The following is a 22,681-nucleotide window of genomic DNA, read 5'->3' as shown; positions in this document are numbered from 1 at the left end:
CTCGCGGTGCGGCAGGCCGAATGGGAACGCCAGCACGCGCACAAGACCCGCGGCGAGGCGGTTCGGGTAGTTCGCAAGCACACCGTCGAGCGCGTATTGCGCCTTGTACAGCGAATCTTCGACGCCCCAGCGCACCAGCGGCAAATCTTCCTCCTGACGGCCTTCGTCTTCGAAGCGCTTGAGCGTTGCCGAGATCAGGTAGAGCTGCGAGAGCACATCGCCCAGACGCCCGGAAATGCGTTCACGCCGTTTCAGATCGCCGCCGAGCACGAACATCGAGACGTCGGCGAGCAACGCGAAAGCGGTCGAAATACGGGTCGCCGCGCGGTAGTACGACAGCAGCGGTGCGTACGCCGTGCGCGGCCTGGCGATGAAGGCGCCGCCCGTGATGCCATAAACGAAACTGCGCACCACGTTGGAGAGCGTGAAGCTGACGTGACCGAAGAAGGCCGCATCGAAATCGCGCAGCGCCTTGGCGTGATCTGTTTCGCGCGTGGCTGCCATTTCCTTCAGCACATACGGATGACAGCGAATCGCACCCTGGCCGAAGATGATCAGGCAACGCGTCAGAATGTTCGCGCCTTCCACGGTGATCGCAATCGGCACCTGCTGATAGGCGCGCGCAAGAAAGTTCGACGGGCCCATGCAGATGCCCTTGCCGGCGGCGACGTCCATGCCGTCGTTGATGACCATGCGGGCGCGTTCGGTGATGTGATACTTCGCGATCGCCGAAATCACCGACGGCTTTTCGCCTAGATCCACCGCATGCGCGGACAGGCGGCGCGCCGCGTCCATCACGTAGAGATTGCCGCCCATGCGGCCGAGCGCTTCCTGCACGCCTTCGAACTTGCCGATGGCGGTGCGGAACTGACGGCGGATCGCAGCATAGGCGCCGGTGCCGCGCACGGCGATCTTCGCCATCCCCACATTCGACGACGGCAGCGAAATCGCGCGGCCTGCCGCGAGACACTCCATCAGCATGCGCCAGCCGTTGCCGACTTGCGCGCGGCCGCCGATCACCCAGTCGAGCGGAATGAAAACATCTGTGCCCGAGTTCGGACCGTTCTGAAACACCGCGTTCAGCGGCCAGTGACGGCGGCCGATGTTGACGCCCGGATGGTCGGTTGGAATCAGCGCACAGGTGATGCCGGGCTCTTCCCCGGAGCCGAGTAGGTGGTCCGGATCGAGCGCGCGGAACGCGAGGCCGAGAACAGTCGCGATCGGTCCGAGCGTGATGTAACGCTTGTCCCAGGTGACGCGAAAACCCAGCGTCTCGCGGCCATCAAACATGCCCTTGCAGACGATGCCGACATCGGGAATCGCTGCCGCATCGGAGCCGGCGTAGGGGCTCGTCAAAGCGAAGCAGGGGATTTCGTCGCCGCGCGCGAGGCGCGGCAGGTAGTGGTTTTTCTGCTCTTCGGTGCCGTAGTGCATCAGCAATTCAGCCGGGCCGAGCGAATTCGGCACCATCACCGAAACGGCGGCGGCCGAGCAGCGCGTGGAGAGCTTCATGATGACCTGCGAATGCGCGTAAGCGGAGAACTGTTTGCCGCCGTACTGCTTCGGAATGATCATGCCGAGAAAGCCGCGCTCCTTGATGTACTGCCAGGTTTTCGGCGACAGGTCCTGCCACACCATGGTGGTTTCCCAATCGTTCGCAAGATCGCACAGATGCTCGCATTCGACATCGAGAAACGATTGTTCTTCGGCCGAGAGCGTGGCCGGTCCGTAGCCGAGCAGCGTGTCCCAATGCGGGCGTCCGGAGAACAGTTCGGCATCCCACCAGACGGTGCCGGCCTCGATTGCGTCGCGCTCGGTCGGCGACATCTCCGGCAGGATCTTGCGGAAGATGTCGAGCACCGGCTTCGTGAGCCACGTACGGCGCAACGGTTTGATCGTGAGTAGGAGGGCAGGGAGGACGAAGACGATCGCGAGTACCGTTGTAGCCACCGGACCCGCTGTTCCGCTGACATGCGCGGCTGCCACCCAGACGATCATGAAGGCAAGCCACCATGAGGCACGCGCCTGAACATAGACGAGTGCGAGAGCGGCAATGACGAGTACTAGGATGAACCACGGCATGACGTTTCCTCCTGTTTCGATAGTGCGTGCGAACGCATCCACGGGTTGCGGACGGCTCGCGTTCTGTTGATCTTCTAACTGGCGGTGTTGCTTGCTACGCTGCGCGCTCGGGGCGCTTTCAAGTCGCCTTTAGCCGCTTCTTTTCAGTCGCTTTTTAGTCACTCATCAGCGGCTTTCGAGTCGTGCCTGCTTCGCTTTTTCGTGTCATGTCTGCAGTTCGACAGCGTGACGTCGCTTAGGTGCGGGACTTAGACGTGCTGCTCGGGTATGCGGTATTCATGATGTTTGCGAACGGACGGCCTGTGGCAGCGCCGTCCGCACCGTTCGGTTCAAGCCGTGCCGTGCAGCGCGGGCTGAAACGAACTCGCCTCGATGTTGCCACCGCGTCGTTCACCGTCCGAGACTGCCGGCCCCGACGATTCAAACCCGCCTGACGCCGGTTGTGCACCCGCAGCCGGGTTTGTGCCTTCCGCCTCGCCTTCCAGACCGCCGTCAGTGGCGTCGCCCAGCACGGCGGCGAACGTGGCCAGTTGCGAGCCGTCGGGCAGCGGCGCTTTAAGCGCGGCCACCATCAGCGAAGCGAGACGCGCGATCAGTTGCAGGTCGTTCATCGACTTGCCCTGCGAGAATTCCGAAATCAGGCTGTCGGTATCGGTGCCGGCCAGCACGCCGGACAGCGCGCCGATCGCGAAGTGCAAACGCCAGCCGAGCTCTTCACGCGGCAGATGCGGCAACGCACGCTGGAAGGCATCGAAAAAGCGCATCGCCACCGACTCGTAGTGCGCATTCAGAAAGTCCCGGATGAATGCCGACGGATCGGTGTAAGCGCGGCCCAGCAGGCGCAAAAACGCCTTGCCGCCGACACGCGGATCGCGCGACAGACGCAGCGCGGGAATAAACATTGCGCCGAGCACGTGCTCGCAGGTCAGACGTGCGCCGAGCATTTCGTCGAAGCGGTCCAGCAGTTTGAGCCGCTCCTGGTTGAGCCGGTCGAGTCGGCGCGCCAGCATCGAATGAATCAGCGATTCCTTGCTGCCGAAGTGATAGTTGACCGCTGCGAGATTCACCTCCGCACGCGAAGTAATCTGGCGCAGGGACATGGCCTCATAGCCGCATTCGATGAAGAGTGTTTCGGCGGCGTCGAGGATGCGGGACTTCGTGTCGCCGGCGTGCCGGCCTGTTGTGCGAACTGCCATTTTGCGTCTCCCACTTGCCGGGCATCCGGCTCGCAAACAAGCGATTCAAATGATCATTTGAAACAGCCGTTTTTTTCAGGATAAAGAAGGATCGGGACTGCGATCAAGGGCTCTGTGTGGACTAACTCCTCTAGAAGACCTGACGAAGGTCCGTTTTTCCCAATGAGCGCGGGCGCGTCAAACCGCGCGGAAATAAAAAAGGCCGTTCCGATCGAAATCGGAACGGCCTCGTATTGCTTGCTACCTGTTTGGCCTTGCGTCTGCTTTCTGCCGCCAGCTTTTTGCGCATTGCTGCTTCTGCTTTGCGCCTGCTTGCTTTTGCTTTGTGGCGGTTCGAGCCGCCTTTGTATCTATTGTGCCCGATAACGCGGCGGTGAAATAGCTGTTTAGTTCGAACGCTTAAAGCTGTGCTGCGACCTGTTTCGCCGATTGCGTCATGTCGATGCCGCGGCGTTCGCGGCTGAACGGAATCAGCACTGCGATCACCACCGCCACGATACCGATCACGACAGCCATGATCAGCGCGTAGTTGTTGCCGTGCGCTTCGGCGGCACTCGCCTGCAGCGGGCCGTTCACCGACGCGATCAGATTGCCGAGCTGATACACGAGGCCCGGGAACGTCGCGCGAATTTCATCGGGCGAGATTTCGTTCAGGTGCACCGGAATCACACCCCAGGCGCCTTGCACGGAGATCTGCATCAGGAATGCGCCAACGGCGAGCAGCACCGGCGTGGACGAGAAAGCCCACAACGGCAACACCGGCAACGCGATCAAGGCGGCGATGAAGATCGCGCGCTTGCGGCCGATCTTCTCCGAGATGTACCCGAAGAACAGACCGCCGCAGATCGCGCCGATGTTCAGCGTGATCGTGATCAACGACACCGTATGCGCGTCGAATTGATGCTGCACGCGCAGGAAGGTCGGATACAGATCCTGCGAACCGTGCGAGAAGAAGTTGAACGCGGTCATCAGCACGATCGCGTAGAGCGACAGCCCGACGTTCTGTTTCAAGGTGGCGATGAGGCCCGGACGCACTTTCTTCTCGAGCGTCTTGAAGGCGGGCGATTCCGGCACGTGCGCACGCACATACAGCACCAGCAGGGCCGGCAGCACGCCGACGAAGAACATGCCGCGCCAGCCGATGTATTGATAGAAGAGGCCGAACACGACCGAGGCAAGCAGGTAGCCGCTCGGATAGCCGGCCTGCAGGAGGCCCGAGACGATGCCGCGCGATTTCGGCGGCACGGTTTCCATCGTCAGTGCGCCGCCCACGCCCCATTCGCCGCCCATCGCGATACCGAACAGGGCGCGCAGCACCAGCAGCGTGGTCAGGTTAGGCGAAAAGCCGGACAACAATTCCAGCAGCGAGAAGCATGCGATGTTGACCATCAGCGTCGGACGGCGGCCGTATTTGTCGGCGAGCCAGCCGAAAATCAATGCGCCGACTGGACGCATTATCAGGGTCAGCATGATGCCGAAGGCAACCGTCGGGATTTTTGTATTGAATTCAGCCGCGATATCTTTCAATACGAACACCATTAGAAAGAAATCGAATGCGTCGAGAGTCCAGCCCAGATAGGCGGCGATCGTGACGTTTCTCTGTTCCCGTGTCCAGCTCATTGATTGTTCTCCTGAGTCTCCAATAACCCGTGTTTGACGACGGGCGGCTCTGCAGCCCCGTGCGCCCCGTGGTGCGGGCTTCGAGCGAGTGTACGCCGAGCGTTAAACGCTTGCATGATTGAACCCGCGTTTATCCGTATTAATCCCTGGAGCGAATTTCATGCTGAATCCCGCTGCATGGAAAATGTTTGGTAAATGTAATTATCGTATTAATCATGTTTGCCTGTTTGTTTGCTATTTGTAATGTTTATTGGGCGTCTGCTAACGATAATCCGGTCAATCCGGCTCCCGGATTTCGCGTGTCGGGTAGAGGTGGCACTCGCGGGATTCAGGTTGGCGGCGGCGGATGCCTGCAGGTATAACAGCGGCTCGCGGCATTCACGCCGTGCATACAAAGGGACTAACGAATGACGATTCCGCATCTATGCCTGCTCATCGTGGTAGTGCTGCCGTTTCCGTGGGTCATGCTGGCGAAGGTCAGCAAGCGCTATGACAATGGCGCGCCGCGTACCTATCTGTCGGGTCTCGAAGGCTGGCGCGCGCGTGCTTACGCTGCGCATCAGAACGCGTGGGAAGCACTGGCGATGTTCACCGCCGCGGTCGTCGTCGCGGGGCAGGCGGGCGGTTCGAGCCCGTGGATCAACTGGCTGGCGGTCACCTTTGTTGTCACCCGCGTGTTGCACGGCATTTTGTATGTGGCGAACCTGGCGTCGTTGCGTTCGCTGGTGTGGTTTGTCGGCGTCGCGTGTGTGGTGTCGATGTTTTTTGTGTCGGTGAGCTGAGGCAAGACGAAGCGTGGGGCGATGCTGGCGGATGCGCACGTCGTCCGTTGGCTCCCACGATACGGATGGGCTCAAGCGCTTGCGCTGCCGCTGAAGAAGGTTGGTGTGTGCGACCTATGCATATAGCGCATCAGTCGAGCTGAAAAATCAATGGACTCATGGTGCGGCACGAGGCGCTCATGCGCACAGTGCTTGGCAGGGATGCGGAGGCGGCGGCAACAGCGCTGTCAGAGCATCTGGCGATTCCGCCTCAGGAGGTTTATGGGCCAGGTTCGAGGATGACAAAGCGATAACTCGCGCACGACGACGGGTGTGTTCACACGGTCCTGGCCGTGCGACCTTTATTGACCTGATTCCGGTCTCACCGAATCGAAAATCTGATCCAGGTCGTACGCAAGCAGGAATACGCACCCCGTTATGCTATGAAAACCGCGCTCGACCGTCCCCGCTTCAGCCACGCCGACGTTTCCACGCCCTAGCACTCGACCGTTCCAGGTCACTTCGCCCTCCAGGACATAGATGAACTCAGGGCCAGTGTGAAGGTGATCGGGAAACGCTGCGCCAGGTGCGAACCTCACGAGCTGGATTGCGCGGCCGTTCGCCTTGCCCACGTTTTTCACTTCGACGCCCTTTGCGAGCGTTGACAATATCCATGGGACGTCGTTCGAATCGCACCAGCGAAATTGTGGCGCTGTCGACGGATCATGAGTCATATCGTGTCGCCTTTCCGCCTGCGTATGCCCACATAGAATTTCGCCGGTAACGAAAGCGGAAACTCGGATTGTTCGAGCGTGGCTGCTGTGATCAAAGCCACTGCGCCTTGCAGGCATGAGACCGCGGCAATCCGGGTCGATCAGCGGAACTATGCGTAAACGATGCAGGAAAACACCAGGCTCGCTACCGACACCCACCAGTATACTGGCCAACTGCCGGACGCCCTCACTTCGGGAAGGTCAGAACGAATCAGGTCAGGCGCCGTTCGTCGGACTCAACAGGAGGAAGACAAAAATGAAGCGCTTCGTTTCCCACTATCTGGTTGCACTCGCAACGACCATGGCCTGTTCGTTCGCGGGACCGGCGCACGCGGATGCCGCGCATCCAGTCGTCGCGTTGCTGCCGGGCGTCACCGATCCTTTCTACTTCACGATGCACCGCGGCGCGGAGCGGGCCGCGAATGAAGAGCACGTCCAGTTGTTATTCCAGGTGCCCAAAGCATGGAACACCACCGAGCAGGTGCCGATCCTCAAGGCGTTCATTGCCAAACACCCTGATGTACTGCTGGTTTCTCCGGTCGACAAGCAGCAATTGATCGGACCACTGAAGGAAGCGGCTGACGCAGGCATCAAGGTCATCACGGTCGACACGTATATCGGCGATGGCCACTATCAGACCGGCAAGGGCGATGCGGATTTCCCGCTGTCCTATATTGCTTCGGACAACATGGAAGGCGGACGCATTGCGGCGCGCTCGCTGGCGAAGGCCATCGGCGACAAGGGTACGGTCTATTGCGAAAACAACAAGCCTGGCATTTCAAGTACCGATGCGCGTGCCGATGGTTTCCAGGAAGAGATGAAGAAGCACCCGAACATCAAGGTGCTGCAAACGCAATATAACGAGGATGATGCGAACCGCGCTGCATCCCACGTCGCCGCGGTGCTCGCGCGCAACCCCGACCTTGCCGGCGTGTTCGGCGCCAACACCTTCTCCGGCAGCGGCGCCGCCCAAGGCGTCAAGGCGGCCGGCAAGCAAGGTGTTGTCAAGGTCGTGGTGTTCGACGCCGTGCCTGGCATCGACCAGCAGATCAAAAGCGGCCTCGTGGACATTGCGATTGCGCAGCGCCCGGATGAAATCGGCTATTACGGCGTGAAGTTCGCGGCAGATCTGATTCGCGGCAAGAAGATTCCGCCATTCAAGAGCACAGGCTTCGTGGTGCTCGACAAGACGAACATCGACCAGCCGGACATGAAGCAGTACATCTATTCGAACTAGGCAAGCGTTATCGAACGAGGACGTATCCCCACGTGCGCCGATGCGCACGTGGATATCGCTGCCGATTTCCCGGACGACTTTATGGACAACTCACGGCTTGACCGGCTCGCACTGGTCAGCAAGGTGTGGCCCTGGATTTTCCTTTGTGCGCTACTGGTGTTTTTCGAAGTCTGGGCACGGATATCGGACCATCGCTCGTTCATCTTCAACGTCTACAACCTGCAGTCGATCGGGCTGGCGGCCAGCGCGCCGCTACTTCTCGCAATCGGCCAGACGTTCGTGATCATCACCGCGGGCATTGACCTGTCGGTGGGATTTGTCATGGGGCTGGCCGCCGTGTGTGTCGCGCAATTCACGATATTGGGCAGCGGCTCGCCGTGGATCCTGCTGTTTTCCATTCCATTGACCGTCGCGGTATGCGCGATTCCGGGCCTCGTCAACGGCGTACTGATTGCGCGGCTCGGCGTACCTGCCTTCATCGGCACGCTCGGCATGTATGGCGTCGCCCGAGGGGCGGGCTTTCTGGCGGCGGGGAGCGGCATGACCGTGGCGGTAGACAATGCCGGGCTCGCGTGGCTCGGCCGCGGCTGGACCCCCGTGGCGCTGACCGCTGTTTTGCTGGTCATCATGCATTTCGTGTTGTCAAAGACGCGCTTCGGCCAGTACACCTATGCAATCGGCGGCAACCCACAATCGGCGATCCGCGCCGGCATCAATGTCAGGCGCCATCTGCTGGTGATCTATCTGATCGCCGCTGCGTTTGCCGCGATCGGCGGTATCGTCTATACGGCACGCTTTGCTGCGGGCGCTGCCAACGCCGGGGAGCCGATGCTTCTCGACTCGATTGCCGCGGTCGTGATCGGCGGCGCGAGTCTGTTCGGCGGTACCGGGAATGTTATTGGCACGCTGATTGGCGCGCTGATCATTGCGGTGATCGAGTTCGGACTGGTATTCATCGACGTCAACGCGTTCTGGCAGTTCATCGTGGTCGGCATTGTCATCATCATGTCGGTGCTGATCGACCAGTACAAGGAACGTCTCGGAGGTGCCCAATGAGCACGCCGATTCTCGAGGCGCGTGACATCTCGATTCGCTTCGGCGGCGTGGAGGCGCTCCGGCGCGTTTCGCTGCAACTGATGGCGGGCGAAGTGCTGGCACTCGCAGGCGACAACGGTGCAGGCAAGTCGACCCTCATCAAGATCATCTCCGGGGTCTACCGCGCCGACGCGGGTCACTTGCTGTTCAACGGCACGTCCTTGCAGATGCGCGACCCGCAGGACGCTCGCGCCCAGGGGATCGAGACGATCTATCAGGATCTCGCGCTTGCCGACAACCTGGATGTCGGGAGCAATATCTTCCTCGGACGAGAGCCGACGCGACGCCAATTCGGACTTCAGGTGATCGACCGGCCGCGCATGGCGCAGGTCGCACGCGAAGTGCTCGAGCGGCTCGATATCGTGATTCCCGAGCGCAAGCTCAGCGGTCCGGTGAAGATGCTCTCGGGTGGCCAGCGGCAGGCGATTGCCATCGGCCGTGCCATTTACTGGAATGCACGTGTGCTGATCATGGACGAGCCGACCGCTGCGCTCGGCGTACCCGAACAACGCAAGGTGATGGAGTTGATCGCCGCGCTGAAAGCCCAGGGCGTCTCCGTGATTCTGATCTCGCATAACCTTCACGACATCTTTGCCATTGCAGATCGCATTGTTGTGCTGCGGCGCGGCGAGATCGCTGGCGAACGGCTGGTGGCGGGAACTAACGGCGACGAAATCGTGCATCTGATGGTGGGCGACACGTACGCGAACGCGCGCGGATCGGGGCACTGAGCGCTGTATCGACTTTATGGGCCCGCAATCGGAAATTTCTTCGACGTTTAGGTGGGGCCACAGGCTCATCAAGCCCGCCCGTCCACCGTGTTGACTCCTGCGCGTCCGGATCGCGCCTATGAGACCACTTCGCGTGTGGCTATTTCGAATTATTGTGGCCTAACTGTCGCGCTTCCAAAACCGCTGACGACACAGTCAAGCCGTTATTCAGGAACCGATGCTACTCGAAACAGCGTGCGCAACATATCCTGCTAATCAGAGGGGTGACGAATGGGTCGGGGCGGGGCACGTCTGACACCACGGATTTGCCTACGAAATTTTGTTTCGTCTTTCTTATTTTAGAAGAAATTTCAGTTTGCTCAATTGTGAAAAAACACCATTGATAGCTTGCCTCAGCCACAATCTTCGCAACCACGTTTCGCAGCATTTTCTCTAAGATTTGGTGGTGTGCCGTCGACGCGAGATGTCCGGCGACGAAGTCCACCGTCCTATCCATTCGGAGAACTTGCGTGAACCTTGATCGTTTTCCTCGTCACAAGCTGACCTTTGGTCCTACCGCGATTCATGCATTGCCCCGTTTGAGCGAATCCCTCGGGGGCAAAGTCCATCTTTACGCCAAGCGGGAAGACTGCAATAGCGGTCTGGCGTTCGGCGGCAACAAGACACGTAAGCTGGAATACATCATTCCCGATGCATTGGCGCAGGGCGCCGACACACTGGTTTCGATCGGCGGCATCCAGTCGAACCAGACCCGGCAGGTAGCGGCCGTCGCTGCTCATCTGGGTCTGAAGTGCGTGCTGGTCCAGGAGAACTGGGTCAACTACTCGGACGCTGTCTACGACCGCGTGGGCAACATCCAGATGTCGCGCATGATGGGCGCGGATGTGCGACTGGTCAGCGATGGTTTCGACATCGGCATCCGTCCCAGCTGGGAACAGGCGATGCAAAGCGTTCGCGATGCGGGCGGGAAGCCTTATCCGATTCCCGCAGGATGTTCCGAACATCCGCTCGGCGGACTGGGGTTCGTCGGATTCGCGGAGGAAGTGCGGGCACAGGAAACCGAACTTGGGTTTAAGTTCGACTACATCGTGGTCTGTTCGGTGACGGGCAGCACGCAGGCGGGCATGGTGGTCGGCTTTGCGAAGGACGGCCGTGCCGACCGGGTGATCGGCATCGACGCGTCAGCGAAACCTGAACAGACGCGTAATCAGATTCTGCGCATCGCGCGCCACACAGCCGAACTCGTGGAGCTTGGCCGGCCGATTCGCGACGAGGACGTGGTGTTGGACACGCGCTATGGCGGTCCCGAATATGGTCTTCCGTCGGAAGGTACGCTCGAGGCGATTCGTCTCAGCGCGAAGCTGGAGGGCATGTTGACCGATCCGGTGTACGAGGGTAAATCGATGCAAGGCATGATCGATAAGGTTCGGCGAGGAGAGTTTCCCGATGGCTCCCGCGTGCTGTATGCGCATCTCGGCGGGGTGCCCGCGTTGAACGCTTATAGCTTCCTGTTCAGGAACGGTTGAAGCCCTGCTCGTGCACGATCGCCGGTCGCCGTCTGATTCCGTGACCCAATGGCGCAAAGGCTAAAAACACGATTTCTTTCTCTTTGCAGAATTCCAGCAGTTCCGTTTCTGGAAGATACGGATGAGCTTAGACCTGCACCACCGCTGACTTGATTTTCGGGGTCACGAAAATGTCTTCGCGCGCGATTCCTCCGGCAGCAAGGCCTATGCGCAGAGCCTCACCCACTTCGCGCTCGTTCCGATATCGCTCGGCACAATCGAAGTATCGATAGTCGGCTTCCAGCGCGTCTCTGGTCGCACGGGTAGTTGTAGCGGAATCGGGAATCAGCGTGCCAAATCCGAGCGCGGGCATACGGCCGCGTCCGTGATTAAGCGCTATCTTTTTGCTCCGGAAATTGGACGACTCAATCACTGCGACACCTCGCACTATTTCATGCCCTGCGGGACTTCCTCCCGGTCGCAGCATCGGTCTCGTATGGAAAGGTAGCGCGCAACATCGGAACGCTGCAAACCGGTCGCTGCGATCGCTTGCGATGCTGGCGCCACTCTGGCGCATCCCACGCGTCAGCTTTGTGAGTCTGCAAAAGGGTGAGGGCGAGGACGAAGCCCAATCGCCGCCCGTCGGCCAACCGCTGCTGCGTCTCGGGTCGGACGTAGCGGAAATGACCCCTCAAAATCACTGCGCCTTCGCGTCAACCGCCCCCGCTGCCGCATCTCCCGTCTGCGCCGGTGCTGCCTGCCTGTCCGGATGTCGCGGATCGTGCAACTGGTCCGCCGACCAACCGCCGCCCAGATCGCCGAATAGCGACGCTGCGTCGAGCAGGCGCGTCTCCTGAACATTCAGCGCGGTCTGCTGCGTGCTCAATTGTGTGGCCTGCGCGGTCGCCACCGTCGTGTAGTCCACCGTTCCCGCCTGATACTCGTTGAAGGCGATCTCGGCGCCACGGGTTGCGTCTTTCACGGCCGTATCCAGGACGACCGATTGCTCGGCCAGGATTCGCAACCCGCTCAAGTCGTCTTCAACGTTCTGGAACGCCGTCAACACCGTGCCACGATAGTTGGCGACAGCCGCGTCGTAGGCCGCTTTCGCCGCGTCGACGTCGGCGCTGCGCAAACCACCGTCGAAAAGCGTTTCAGTAGCGCTGCCACCCAGCGACCAGACGTAGTTGGCCACGTTGAACAGACCGGACAACGGCGACTGCGTAAAGCCGGCCAGCCCGGAAAGAGAAATATCCGGGTAATACGCCGACACCGCCACGCCGATCGCCGCGTTTTGCGCGGCCATCTTGCGCTCGGCGGAGGCGATGTCGGGCCGGCGTTCGAGCAGCGTCGACGGCACGCCGACGGGCACGCCCGGCAGCGTCGGCATCGCGGTGCTGTGCGTAATCGACAGCTCTTCTGGATTCTTGCCCACTAACACGGCGATCGCGTGCGCGTCTTGCGCGCGCGCCACGCCGAGCGCGATCAGGTTGGACTGCGCCGTCTCGAGCTGGGTGCGGGCAGTGATCACGTCGGACGGTGCAATAGTGCCCGCCTGATCCTGGTCGGACACGACGTCCAGAAAGTGCTGGTAGGCCGCGACCGTCTTCTGCAGAAGGTCGATATTGGCGTCGCTGGTGCGCAGTTCGATGATCGCCGTGGCCAGCGCCACCTCCTCGGAGAGCGTCGCATTGGCGAACGTCGCTTCGCTCGCTTGCGCCGTCGCGGCGTTTTCTTCGATCGTGCGCCGCACCTGGCCCCACAGGTCAGGCGCCCAGCTGACGTTGCCTTCCAGCGAACCCGAGTTGACTACTCTGGCCGCATTGCCGCTCCCGGCACGCGCCTTGGTGGCCGAGCCGGTTGCGCCGATGGTCGGAAACAGGCCGGCATGCGCCGCCCGCACTTCTGCCAGCGCTTCCTGATAGTTCGCGTAGTCCGCGCGCACGGTCTGGTTCGACACCGACACCAGCGGTTCGAGCTGGTCGATCAGCGGATCGTTGAATGCCGTCCACCAGTCGCCTTTCGGTTTCTCCGCCGCGGGCTCGGCTTGCGTCCAGCCCGGCAACTCCGAGTAGGTGGCGGCCACGTTGACTTGCGGGCGGTGGTAGTCCGGGCCGACCATGCAGCCGCTGGCCAGCAGGGCCAGCGTCGCGACAGTCAGCGACCGAAGCGGGCCAAGGCGGCCAAGGCGGCCAACGCTGCCAACAGGGCCAACGCGGCTCAGTGGGTCACGAAGCGGTCTACCAGGCGACCCGCCAGGTGACTCACCTGGCGACCCAAAGCGGTTACGGGAAATCTTCATCGTCATGCCCTCGTATCCGGTTGTCCGGGTTGCTGCGCGTCGCGATTCCATGGCAGGTTTGCGGACCATCTGACCAGCTTGAAACGCAAGCGGTCGAGGTAGAGGTAGATCACCGGCGTCGTGTACAGGGTAAAGACCTGACTCAGGATCAGGCCGCCCATCACCGTGATACCGAGCGGTTGCCGCAGCGACGCGCCCTGGCCGATGCCGATCGCCAGCGGCACCGCGCCGAGCACGGCCGCGAATGTGGTCATCATGATCGGCCGCAGACGGACCACGGCGGCCGAGTGAATCGCCTCCTTCGCCGGCATACCTTCGCTGCGCTGCAAGTGGATCGCGACATCGACCATCATGATCCCGTTCTTCTTGACGATACCGATCAGCAGGATGATGCCGATCATCGCGATCACCGAGAACGGCGTGCCGAAAATCAGCAATGCCAGCGTCGCGCCGATGCCCGCGGACGGCAGCGTCGACAGGATGGTCAGCGGGTGGATCGAGCTTTCGTACAACACGCCGAGCACGATATACACCACGCCGAGCGCTGCCAGGATCAGCAGCGGCACCGTCCCCATGGACTGCGAATAGGCCGCCGCCGCGCCGGCAAACGATCCGTGGATGCTGGCGGGCATGCCGATGTCGCGGATCGTGTTGTTGATCGACACGGCCGCCTTGCTCAACGAACCGCCCGCCGGCAGGTTGAACGAAATCGTCGCGGCCACGAGGCCGCTCTGGTGGTTCACCTGCGTCGACGTATGGCTGTTCGAGTACGAAGCCAGTGCCGCCAGCGGCACCATGGTTTCAGCCGACGTGCTGTCCGCACTGCCGGTCGAACTGCCGCCCTTGCTGTTGGCGATGCTGTTGGTGGTCGCGTTGGCTTGCGCGTTCGAATTGAGTGTGTTCGTGCCCGACGAAGTGGTCGTACCGGCTTGGGTCGCCACCGTTACGCCCGACACCGTGGCGCCCGGCATCTGCGTGCCCGCCGTGCCGGTGGCGTTGCCCGATGCCGTGCTCAGGTAAATCTGATTGAGCGCTTGCGGGTACTGCCAGTAATCCGGCGCCACCTCCATCACCACGAAATACTGGTTGAGCGGGTTGTAGATGGTCGACACCGTCCGCTGGCCGAACGCGTCATACAACACGTTGTCGATCTGGTTCGGCGCAAAGCCGTAGCGCGCCGCCGTCGTGCGATTGATTTTGACATACGTCTGCAGACCGTTTTGCTGCAGGTCCGAGTTCACGTCGAGCAACTGCGCGCGCTCCTTGCCGAGCGCGGCGACGAGTAGCGGTGTCCACTTGAACAGCGCGGCGGAGTCGTCGCTGGTGAGTGTGTACTGATACTCGGCAGCGGATTGCCGTCCGCCGATTCGCAGATCCTGCTGGGCCTGAATAAAGAGCCGCGCGCCCGAGACCTCGTTGAGCTTGGGCCGCAGGCGGTTCACGACCTCGGTGGCCGTGGCATGGCGTTGCGCCAGCGGCTTGAGTTCGATGAACACGTTCGCGCTATTGAGCGCGCGGCCGCCGGTAAAGCCAGCCACCGAGGCCACGGCCGGATCCTTCTGCACGATCTCCTGCAATTGCGTGAGCTTCTTTTGCATCGCCGGAAAGGAGATGCTCTGGTCAGCGATGATCTGGCCAATCAGGATGCCCGTGTCCTGTTCGGGAAAGAAGGTGGCCGGCACCAGCTTGAACAGGAACACGTTGGCCACGAGGAGTCCAATCAACAGCAGGATGACCAGCAGTGCATGGTCCAGTACGGCCGTGAGCGAGCGCGAGTAGGCATTCCTGAAGCGATCGAACTGCTTTTCGATCCACATCGCCCAACGGGCTTTCGAATGCCCGGCGTTGTCGCGGCTCAGCACATAGGCGCACATGGCCGGCGTGACCGTCAGCGAAATGACCAGCGAGATCAGGATGGCGACGGACAACGTGACCGCGAACTCATGGAACAGCAGGCCGACGACGCCCGGCATCAGCATGATGGGGAGGAACACCGCAATCAGCGACAGACTCATCGAGATCACCGTGAAGCCCACTTCGCCGCTGCCTTTCAGCGCCGCCTCTTTCGGACTGAGCCCCAACTCCATGTGGCGCACGATGTTTTCCAGCACCACCACCGCATCGTCGACCACGAAGCCGGTCCCGATGGTGAGCGCCATCAGCGAAAGGTTGTCGATGCTGTAGCCGAGCAGGTACATCGGCCCGAAGGTGCCCACGATCGACAGCGGTAGCGCGACGGCCGGCACCAGCGTGGCGCGCGGCGACTGCAGGAAAATGAACACCACGCCCACCACCAGCAGCACGGCGATGAACAGCGTACGCTCCGTGTCGCCCACCGACGCTCTGACCGACTCCGAGCGGTCGATCGCGATGCCTACGTGCACACTGCTCGGCAGCGTCGCCTCGATTGACGGCAGGACCTTGCGGATCTGCGCGACGGTGCTCACGACATTGCTGCCGGGCGTCGGATACACGATGACGAGGATGGCGGACTTGCCGTTGAAGAGCCCGGCATTACGGATATTTTCGTTCGAATCCCTGACCTGGGCCACGTCGCGCAACTGGACCGGCGCGCCGTTGCGGTAGGCGACCACCAGGTCGCGGTACGGCGCGGCATGCGTGATCTGGTCGTTGGATGTGACCACGTAGCGCTGGTCGCCCTCGTCGAGATGGCCCTTCGCGCTGTTAGCGTTGGCTGCGCTGATCGCCGCGCGCACGTCTTCCAGACCGATCCCGTAGCTGTTCAGCTTGCCCGGCTGCAGCTCGACGCGCACCGAGGGCAACGCGCCGCCGCCGAGCGTGATCTGGCCCACGCCCTTGACCTGCGAGAGCTGCTGCTGGATCACCGAATCCGCGGAATCGTAGAGCTGTGCCTTGGTGAGCGTGTCCGACGTCAGCGAGAGCACCATGATGGGGGCATCCGCCGGGTTGTACTGGCGATAACTCGGATTGCTGCGCAGCGTGGTCGGCAAGTCGGCGCGCGCCGCCTGGATGGCCGCTTCGACGTCGCGCGCGGCGCCGTTGATGTCGCGCTTCAGCCCGAACTCGACAACGATCATCGACGAACCGACGTAGCTGATCGAAGTCAGTTCTTCAACGTCGGCAATGGTGGCAAGGCGCCGCTCGAGCGGCTCGGCCACCGTGGACGCCATGATGTTCGGGCTCGCACCCGCCATGTTCGCCTGCACCACGATCACCGGAAAGGCGATGTTCGGCAACGGCGCAACCGGCAACCGGAAGTAGGCGAGCGCCCCGGAGATCAGGATCGCGATGGCCAGAAGCGTGGTCGCGACGGGCCGCCGGATGAATAACGCCGAGATGTTCACGGCGTGTCCTCCGCCCCGCCTCCAGGCGAATTTTCCGGTTTATTGCGGTTGCGCCAGCGTCTCGTACGCTCGGCCATTCTGTCGAAGAACAGATAGATCACGGGCGTAGTGAAAAGCGTCAGCATCTGGCTCAGCGTCAGACCGCCGATGATCGCGATCCCCAGCGGCCGGCGCAATTCGGAACCCGTGCCGCTGCCGAGCAGCATCGGCAGCGCGCCGAGCATGGCCGCGAGCGTGGTCATCAGGATCGGGCGGAAACGCAGCAGCGACGCCTCGAAGATCGCCTCGCGCGGCGCCTTGCCGTGATTGCGTTCGGCGTCCAGCGCGAAGTCCACCATCATGATGGCGTTCTTCTTGACGATACCAATGAGCAGCACGATACCGATGATGCCGATCACATCCAGGTCGCTGCCGGCGATCATCAGCGCAAGCAGGGCGCCGATACCCGCCGAGGGCAGCGTGGACAGAATCGTCACCGGATGGATGAAGCTCTCATACAGCACGCCGAGCACGATATACACCGCCACCAGCGCCGCGATCAGCAGATAGACTTCGCTTGACAGAGAATCCTCGAATGCCTGGGCCGCGCCCTGCAGCGACGAGGTGATCGACGGGGGCAGGTTCACCGACTGTTCGGCCTGATGGATGGCTTTGACGGCAGTGCTCAACGACGCATCCTTCGCGAGGTTGAACGAGATGGTGACCGACGGGAACTGCGCCAGATGGCTGATCACGAGCGGCGACTTCGTGATCTCGATCTTCGCGATGCCCGACAGCGGCACCTGGCCCCTGCTGCTGGTCTGGCTCGGCAGATACAGATTGCCGATCGACTGCACGTTCGGCAACGCTTCCGGTTTGGCGACGAGAATCACGCGGTACTGGTTCGACTGCTCGAAGATGGTCGAGACGATCCGCTGGCCGAGCGCGTCGTACAGCGCGTTGTCGATCGTCGCGGGCGTGATGCCGAAGCGCGCCGCCAGTTGCCGGTTGACCTCGACGTTCACGCTGAGGCCGTCGGTATTCATGTCGCTTTGCACGTCGGCGAGCGACGGGATCTTCTTCAGGCGCGCGATGAGTTCCGGCACGTACTTCTGGAATGCCTGCTGGCTCGGTCCGCGCAGCACGAAGCTGTACTGGTTCGGCGAGACCGTCGTGTCGAGCGTCAGATCCTGCTCAGGCTGCATATAGAGCTTGACGCCCGGCACATTGGCGACTTCCTGTTGCAGACGGCGCGCCACCTCTTGCGCCGTGTCGGAGCGCTTGTCGCGGTCGCGAAGATTGATCAGGAAGCGGCCATTGTTCAGCGTCGAGTTAATGCCGTCGATACCCACGTAGGAGGTCAGCGAGACGACATCCGGGTCTTTCAGGATCGCATCGGCGAGCGCGCCCTGGCGCTTCACCATCGCGGCGTACGAAACCGAGTTGTCGGCCACGCTGATCCCCTCGATCACGCCGACGTCCTGCACCGGAAAGAGGCCCTTTGGAATCACCACGTACAGGATGCCGGTCAGCACGACCGTGCCGACGGCCACCATGAGCGTCAGCACCTGGTGATCCAGCACCCAGCGCAGACCGCGTTCATAGGCGGCGAGCGTCTTGTCGAACAGGCCCTCGCTGATCCGCTCAAAGCGACTCGGATGACGTTCGGCCTGCGCGCGCAACATGCGCGCACAGAGCATCGGCACCACGGTCAGCGACACGATCGCGGAGATCACGATGGTGACGGCAAGCGTCACCGCGAATTCGCTGAACAGACGCCCGATCACGCCGCCCATGAAGAGCAGCGGAATCAGCACCGCAATCAGCGAGATGGTCAGCGACAGAATCGTGAAGCCGATCTGCCCCGCGCCTTCCATCGCGGCTTCGAGCGGTGTCTTGCCCGCCTCGAGATAACGCACGATGTTCTCGATCATCACGATCGAGTCGTCGACCACGAAGCCGGTGGCGATGATGAGCGCCATCAGCGAGAGGTTGTCGATCGAGTAATTCATCTGGTACATCACGGCCAGCGTGCCGATCAACGAAACCGGCACCGAGACGCTCGGAATCAGCGTGGCCGGCACGTTGCGCAGGAACACGAAGATCACCGCGATCACCAGCACGATGGCGAGGATCAGTTCGAACGCCGCCTCGTGGACCGACGAGCGGATCACGCCCGTGCTGTCCGACACCACGGTCACTTTCATGCCGGCCGGCAGCGTGGATTCGAGCTGCGGCAGTTGCTTCATGATCTGGTCGACGGTCGCGATCACGTTCGCGCCCGGTTGCCGCTGCACGTTGAGCACGATGGCCGGTGAGCCGTTGTACCAGGCGCCGCGCTCGACGTCCTGGGCGGCCTGACTGACCCGCGCGACGTCGCGCATGAACACCGGGGCGCCGTTCTGGTAGGCGATCACCGTGTCCAGATAGTCCTTCGGATCGGTGATCTGATCGTTGCCGTTGATCGTGTAATCGAGGTCCGGGCCGTCGAAATTGCCCTTCGGCTGGCTGACGTTGACATAGCTGAGCAGTGTGCGCAGATCGTCGATGTTCAGGCCGTAGGCGGCCAGCTTGTGCGGGTCCGCTTCGACGCGGATGGCCGGCACATTGCCGCCGCTGGTCGTGACCACGCCCACGCCCGATACTTCGGAAATCTTGGTGCCGAGACGGTTGTTGGCGACGTCCTCAAGCTGGGTCAGCGACATCGACCGCGATGTGACCGCGAGCGTCAGGATTGGCTGGTCGGCCGGATTGACCTTGGCATACGTCGGCGGTGCCGGCAGGCCGGAGGGCAGGTAGCTATTGGAGGCGTTGATGGCCTGCTGGACGTTCTGTTCGGCGATGTCGAGGTTCAGCGACAGATCGAACTGCAGCGTGATGACCGACGCGCCGTCCGAGCTATACGACGTCATCTGTTGCAGGCCGGGGATCTCGCCCAGTTGCACTTCGAGCGGCGCCGTGACCGTGGTGGCCATCACGTCCGGGCTCGCGCCCGGATAGAACGTCTGCACCTGGATGGTCGGATAGTCGACGTTGGGCAGCGATGAAACCGGCAGCACGCGCATGGCGACGAGGCCCACCAGCACGAGGGCGATCATCAGCAGCAGGGTGGCTACCGGTCGAAGAATAAACAGGCGGGAAATATTCATCGGCGCGTGAGTCTGCTACGACGAAGCAGCACTGGCCGACGCCGCCGCGGACGCCGCAGCGGGTTCGGAGGCGGCAGGCTCCGTGGCGGTGCCGCTGGCCGATGGAGCGGCCGACGCGGGTTTCGGTTTGGCCGCCTCGATCCTGGCGCCGTCGTTCAGCCGGTCTGTGCCGTCCGTGACCACCTGGTTGCCTTGGGAGAGGCCGGACAGGATGACCGTGTTCTTGCCGTCGCTCGGGCCGAGCTTGACCTTGTGCACGGAGACCGTATTGTTCGCGTTGACCAGATAGACGAAGTCGCCCGGTGCGCCGGTTTGCACGGCGGCGGTCGGCACCAGCACGGCGTTCTGCATCGTATCGACCAGCAACTTGACGTTGACGAACTCGTTGGGGAACAGCGCTTCGTCCTCATTGGCGAAAGTGGCGCGCAAGGTGACGGTGCCGGTCGCGGTGGCCATCTGGTTGCTGACTGCGTAGAGCGCTCCTGTGGCAACTTCGCGCGCGTTGTCGCTGGAATAGGCGGTGACCGGCAAGGTAGCACCGCCATTCAGGCGCTGCACGATGGAGGCCAGCGCGTCCTGCGGCACCGTGAACTGCACGGTAGTCGGCTTGATCGTGGTGATGACGACGATCCCCGTCGACGATGATGCCGTCACGTAGTTGCCCGGATCGACCAGGCGCAGGCCTACTTTGCCGGAGACCGGCGCGGTGATGCGGCAATAGGTCAGGTCGAGGTCGAACTGGGCGATGTTGGCGAGATCGGCCTGGACTGCAGCCTCGTCCTGCTGCACGAGGAATTGCTGATCTGCGAAGGTCTGCTGGGCGATCGACTTGCGCTCGTTCAACTGCGTGAAGCGGACAAGATCGGCACGCGCCTGGGCCAGCGACGCGCGGTCTTTGGCGAGTGTCGCCTGAGCCTGCTGCTTGCTGATCTGATATTGGCGCGGATCGATCTGGGCGAGGAACTGGCCTTTCTGTACTTCCTGGCCTTCGTGATAACCGACGGCAGTGAGGTAGCCGCTTAACTGCGGCAGCACGGTCACGGTAGCGGTCGGCGTGACCGTGCCGAGTTCGCTCAACGTGACTGGCATCGAACCGAGTGTGGCGCTCGCCACGGTGACGACGATGGGCGCGACCTTGCTCGCGGGTTTCTTCTGGGTCAACAGGTGGACAAGGACAAGCGCGATCAGCGCCAGCACGACAACCGCAAACAGAATGAGCCCGCGTCGGGAGCGCTTTGGTTGCCTGGACACGGCTTCGCTCATAGGTATCTCCGAAAACAGATGCTGCCGATGATAATCGGGCGGGGAGTCATTCTCTGCCGGGATTTTGGGAACATGCCACGGTTCTCGTGCGTTGTCACAACTCAATGAGTTTTTGGCATGGCGTTAGCTAATTGCAAGCAAAGCGACTGCGCAAAATGCATCACACCATGACCGGCACACGGCGACGTTATGGCCTCGCGATTGGATCCGTGACGATGAACACGCTTTGCAATCGGCGGTAATGTTTTGTCCAGGTGGCCCGGCGGAATAGCGCGTACGGCGAGTTGCCGACTGCCGGGAGGGCCTTGCTGACAGACTGTGTGTTGCACATGTTCGCCTTGGTGGAAGCGGGTGGACAACGATTGGGACGCGGCATGGCATCAATGTACCGGGTGCGCGTAAGGCTTGAGTTACCAGCTTGAAACATGTTGGGGTCTGAAAGACGCCATCGGGTGTCGTTCGGCCAGCAGCCTGCGGTAACGGATGGTTGAACGTGGGCTTTTGAGGGGGGCGGCTGTCACGGCGAGTGGCAATATTCGTCGAAACTCGTCGAAAGTTTTTTGAAATTATTCAAGCAGCGTTATCGCCCGCTCGACAGCCCGTCCGATACGAGGGCACGTCTCGGATGATGCAATGGCGAATACGCCTTTCTTCGCTCGCGCCCGTAATTTGCGCCATAGCCTGACCAGTAATCTTCAGTTTCATCGACGATCGGATTGCTGGGTGGGCTGCGAAGCCGCATCCCAATAGACGTTGAAGCCCATCAATGAAGTGAGCGTTTCCGCTGCCCGTTCCATCATGTCGCCGACTTCGGCCATCGACGGCACGGGGGCGTCGTCGATTCGCTCGATATAGGGGGTTGTCAGTGCCGCAATGGCATGACCGTCCCGGCCGAACACAGGGTAGGCCAGATTCTTCACCCCCTTGACCTGCCGGCTGGGCATACGTGCATTACCGTGTTTGCGGATCTGCGAGAGGTCCTTCGCAAGCTGTTGTGGGTCCACGGCCCGTTCGCCGTCCACCGGAACGTGCAGCTCGAACATCTCGACGCGTTGCGGTTCTTCCTGGAAGGCGAGCAGTACCTGTCCGGACGCGGTATCGGTGAGCCCTATCAACGTGCCGACCTTCAACGCAAAGCCCCAACGCTCCGGACTTTCGACGCCGGCGACGATCAGCACGCGTCCCTTCTGATACACGCACAGATGAAACGACTGGCAGGCATCTTTGGCGAGTTGTGTCATCAGCGGCAGCGCGCTCGATACTAGCGAGCGCACGGGCTGATGCCGGTGCGCCAGCTGGAAGAGCAACAGCGATAGAACATACCGGTCGCCGATGGTGCACAGGTAGCCGCGCGTTTCCAGCGTCACGACCATCCGGAATATTTCGGCGGTGGTGCGGCCGAGTTCTTTTGCGAGTTCCGCAAGAGACAAACCCTCCGCGTGGTCCGCCAGCAGTTCGATGATGTCCAGACCTTTTTCCAGTGCAGGTGCCGAATAGCGCGGTGCGTTGGCGTTCAAGTTTCCTCCTGAAATCGCAGATGAAATGGCGCACATGATAACCAGACGGATTGTAGGGTGACTGAGGGTTGTGTGAGCGTGAAACGACCCGTTCGGCGGACGGGGAAAACACCTACCAATTTTTCATCAATAAAATGTTATTTCA

14 protein-coding genes and 1 pseudogene are annotated in these 22,681 nt (G+C 61.5%); 5 read left to right on the top strand and 10 right to left on the bottom strand.

Features of this window, described 5'->3' with window-relative positions:
• The 3 genes from VFE81_RS28420 to VFE81_RS28410 form a co-directional block, all read right to left on the bottom strand.
• On the bottom strand, positions 1 to 2,082 hold a 2,082-nt coding region (locus tag VFE81_RS28420), incomplete at its 3' end, for an acyl-CoA dehydrogenase (RefSeq protein ID WP_325047760.1).
• Positions 2,083 to 2,411: 329 nt separating this feature from the next.
• On the bottom strand, positions 2,412 to 3,278 hold the full coding sequence (locus VFE81_RS28415) for a TetR/AcrR family transcriptional regulator (RefSeq protein WP_325047759.1): 867 nt from the start codon (positions 3,276 to 3,278) through the stop codon (positions 2,412 to 2,414).
• A gap of 399 nt (positions 3,279 to 3,677) precedes the next feature.
• Positions 3,678 to 4,898: an MFS transporter gene (locus VFE81_RS28410; RefSeq protein WP_325047758.1), complete on the bottom strand. Its 1,221-nt coding sequence runs from the start codon at positions 4,896 to 4,898 to the stop codon at positions 3,678 to 3,680.
• A 407-nt stretch (positions 4,899 to 5,305) separates the two neighbouring features.
• On the opposite strand from VFE81_RS28410, the gene VFE81_RS28405 reads away from it, so the two are divergent.
• The gene (locus tag VFE81_RS28405) at positions 5,306 to 5,680 is read left to right on the top strand and encodes an MAPEG family protein (protein WP_325047757.1); all 375 of its coding nucleotides are present in this window, start codon (positions 5,306 to 5,308) and stop codon (positions 5,678 to 5,680) included.
• Between the two features lie 341 nt (positions 5,681 to 6,021).
• Here the strand turns inward: VFE81_RS28405 and VFE81_RS28400 are convergent, their stop codons facing one another.
• Positions 6,022 to 6,393: a cupin domain-containing protein gene (locus VFE81_RS28400; protein WP_325047756.1), complete on the bottom strand. Its 372-nt coding sequence runs from the start codon at positions 6,391 to 6,393 to the stop codon at positions 6,022 to 6,024.
• A gap of 295 nt (positions 6,394 to 6,688) precedes the next feature.
• Between VFE81_RS28400 and VFE81_RS28395 the strand changes: the two genes are divergently transcribed.
• From VFE81_RS28395 to VFE81_RS28380, 4 genes are all read left to right on the top strand, one after another.
• On the top strand, positions 6,689 to 7,669 hold the full coding sequence (locus tag VFE81_RS28395; RefSeq protein ID WP_325047755.1) for an ABC transporter substrate-binding protein: 981 nt from the start codon (positions 6,689 to 6,691) through the stop codon (positions 7,667 to 7,669).
• A 48-nt stretch (positions 7,670 to 7,717) separates the two neighbouring features.
• Positions 7,718 to 8,725 carry an ABC transporter permease subunit gene (locus tag VFE81_RS28390; protein ID WP_325047754.1) on the top strand — a complete coding sequence of 336 codons (1,008 nt, stop codon included), beginning with the start codon at positions 7,718 to 7,720 and terminating at the stop codon, positions 8,723 to 8,725.
• On the top strand, positions 8,722 to 9,495 hold the full coding sequence (locus VFE81_RS28385) for an ATP-binding cassette domain-containing protein (RefSeq protein ID WP_325047753.1): 774 nt from the start codon (positions 8,722 to 8,724) through the stop codon (positions 9,493 to 9,495). The genes VFE81_RS28390 and VFE81_RS28385 overlap by 4 nt, the downstream gene beginning before the upstream one ends.
• A gap of 509 nt (positions 9,496 to 10,004) precedes the next feature.
• A complete protein-coding gene (locus tag VFE81_RS28380) occupies positions 10,005 to 11,021 on the top strand; it encodes a 1-aminocyclopropane-1-carboxylate deaminase (protein WP_325047752.1) in 1,017 nt (338 codons plus the stop codon).
• Positions 11,022 to 11,043: 22 nt separating this feature from the next.
• Here the strand turns inward: VFE81_RS28380 and VFE81_RS28375 are convergent.
• From VFE81_RS28375 to VFE81_RS28345, 6 genes and pseudogenes are all read right to left on the bottom strand, one after another.
• Positions 11,044 to 11,433, bottom strand: a pseudogene (locus tag VFE81_RS28375) (aldo/keto reductase); the annotation flags it as partial.
• Positions 11,434 to 11,697: 264 nt separating this feature from the next.
• Entirely contained in the window at positions 11,698 to 13,122 is a 1,425-nt protein-coding gene (locus VFE81_RS28365) for an efflux transporter outer membrane subunit (RefSeq protein WP_414695679.1), read from the bottom strand.
• 182 nt (positions 13,123 to 13,304) lie between these two features.
• A complete protein-coding gene (locus tag VFE81_RS28360) occupies positions 13,305 to 16,628 on the bottom strand; it encodes an efflux RND transporter permease subunit (protein ID WP_325047751.1) in 3,324 nt (1,107 codons plus the stop codon).
• Positions 16,625 to 19,756, bottom strand: a complete 3,132-nt coding sequence (locus tag VFE81_RS28355; protein ID WP_325047750.1) for an efflux RND transporter permease subunit — start codon at positions 19,754 to 19,756, stop codon at positions 16,625 to 16,627. The genes VFE81_RS28360 and VFE81_RS28355 overlap by 4 nt, the downstream gene beginning before the upstream one ends.
• Positions 19,757 to 19,771: 15 nt before the next feature.
• A complete protein-coding gene (locus tag VFE81_RS28350) occupies positions 19,772 to 21,019 on the bottom strand; it encodes an efflux RND transporter periplasmic adaptor subunit (protein ID WP_325047749.1) in 1,248 nt (415 codons plus the stop codon).
• 701 nt (positions 21,020 to 21,720) lie between these two features.
• Positions 21,721 to 22,572 (bottom strand): IclR family transcriptional regulator, encoded by an 852-nt coding sequence (locus VFE81_RS28345; RefSeq protein ID WP_414695678.1) that lies wholly within the window; start codon positions 22,570 to 22,572, stop codon positions 21,721 to 21,723.
• Between the last annotated feature and the right edge of the window lie 109 nt (positions 22,573 to 22,681).

The organism is Paraburkholderia sp. (assembly GCF_035656215.1).
GTDB lineage: Bacteria > Pseudomonadota > Gammaproteobacteria > Burkholderiales > Burkholderiaceae > Paraburkholderia.
The sequence above is the reverse complement of the archived record's forward strand: the minus strand, read 5'-3'. Positions and strand labels throughout refer to the sequence as shown.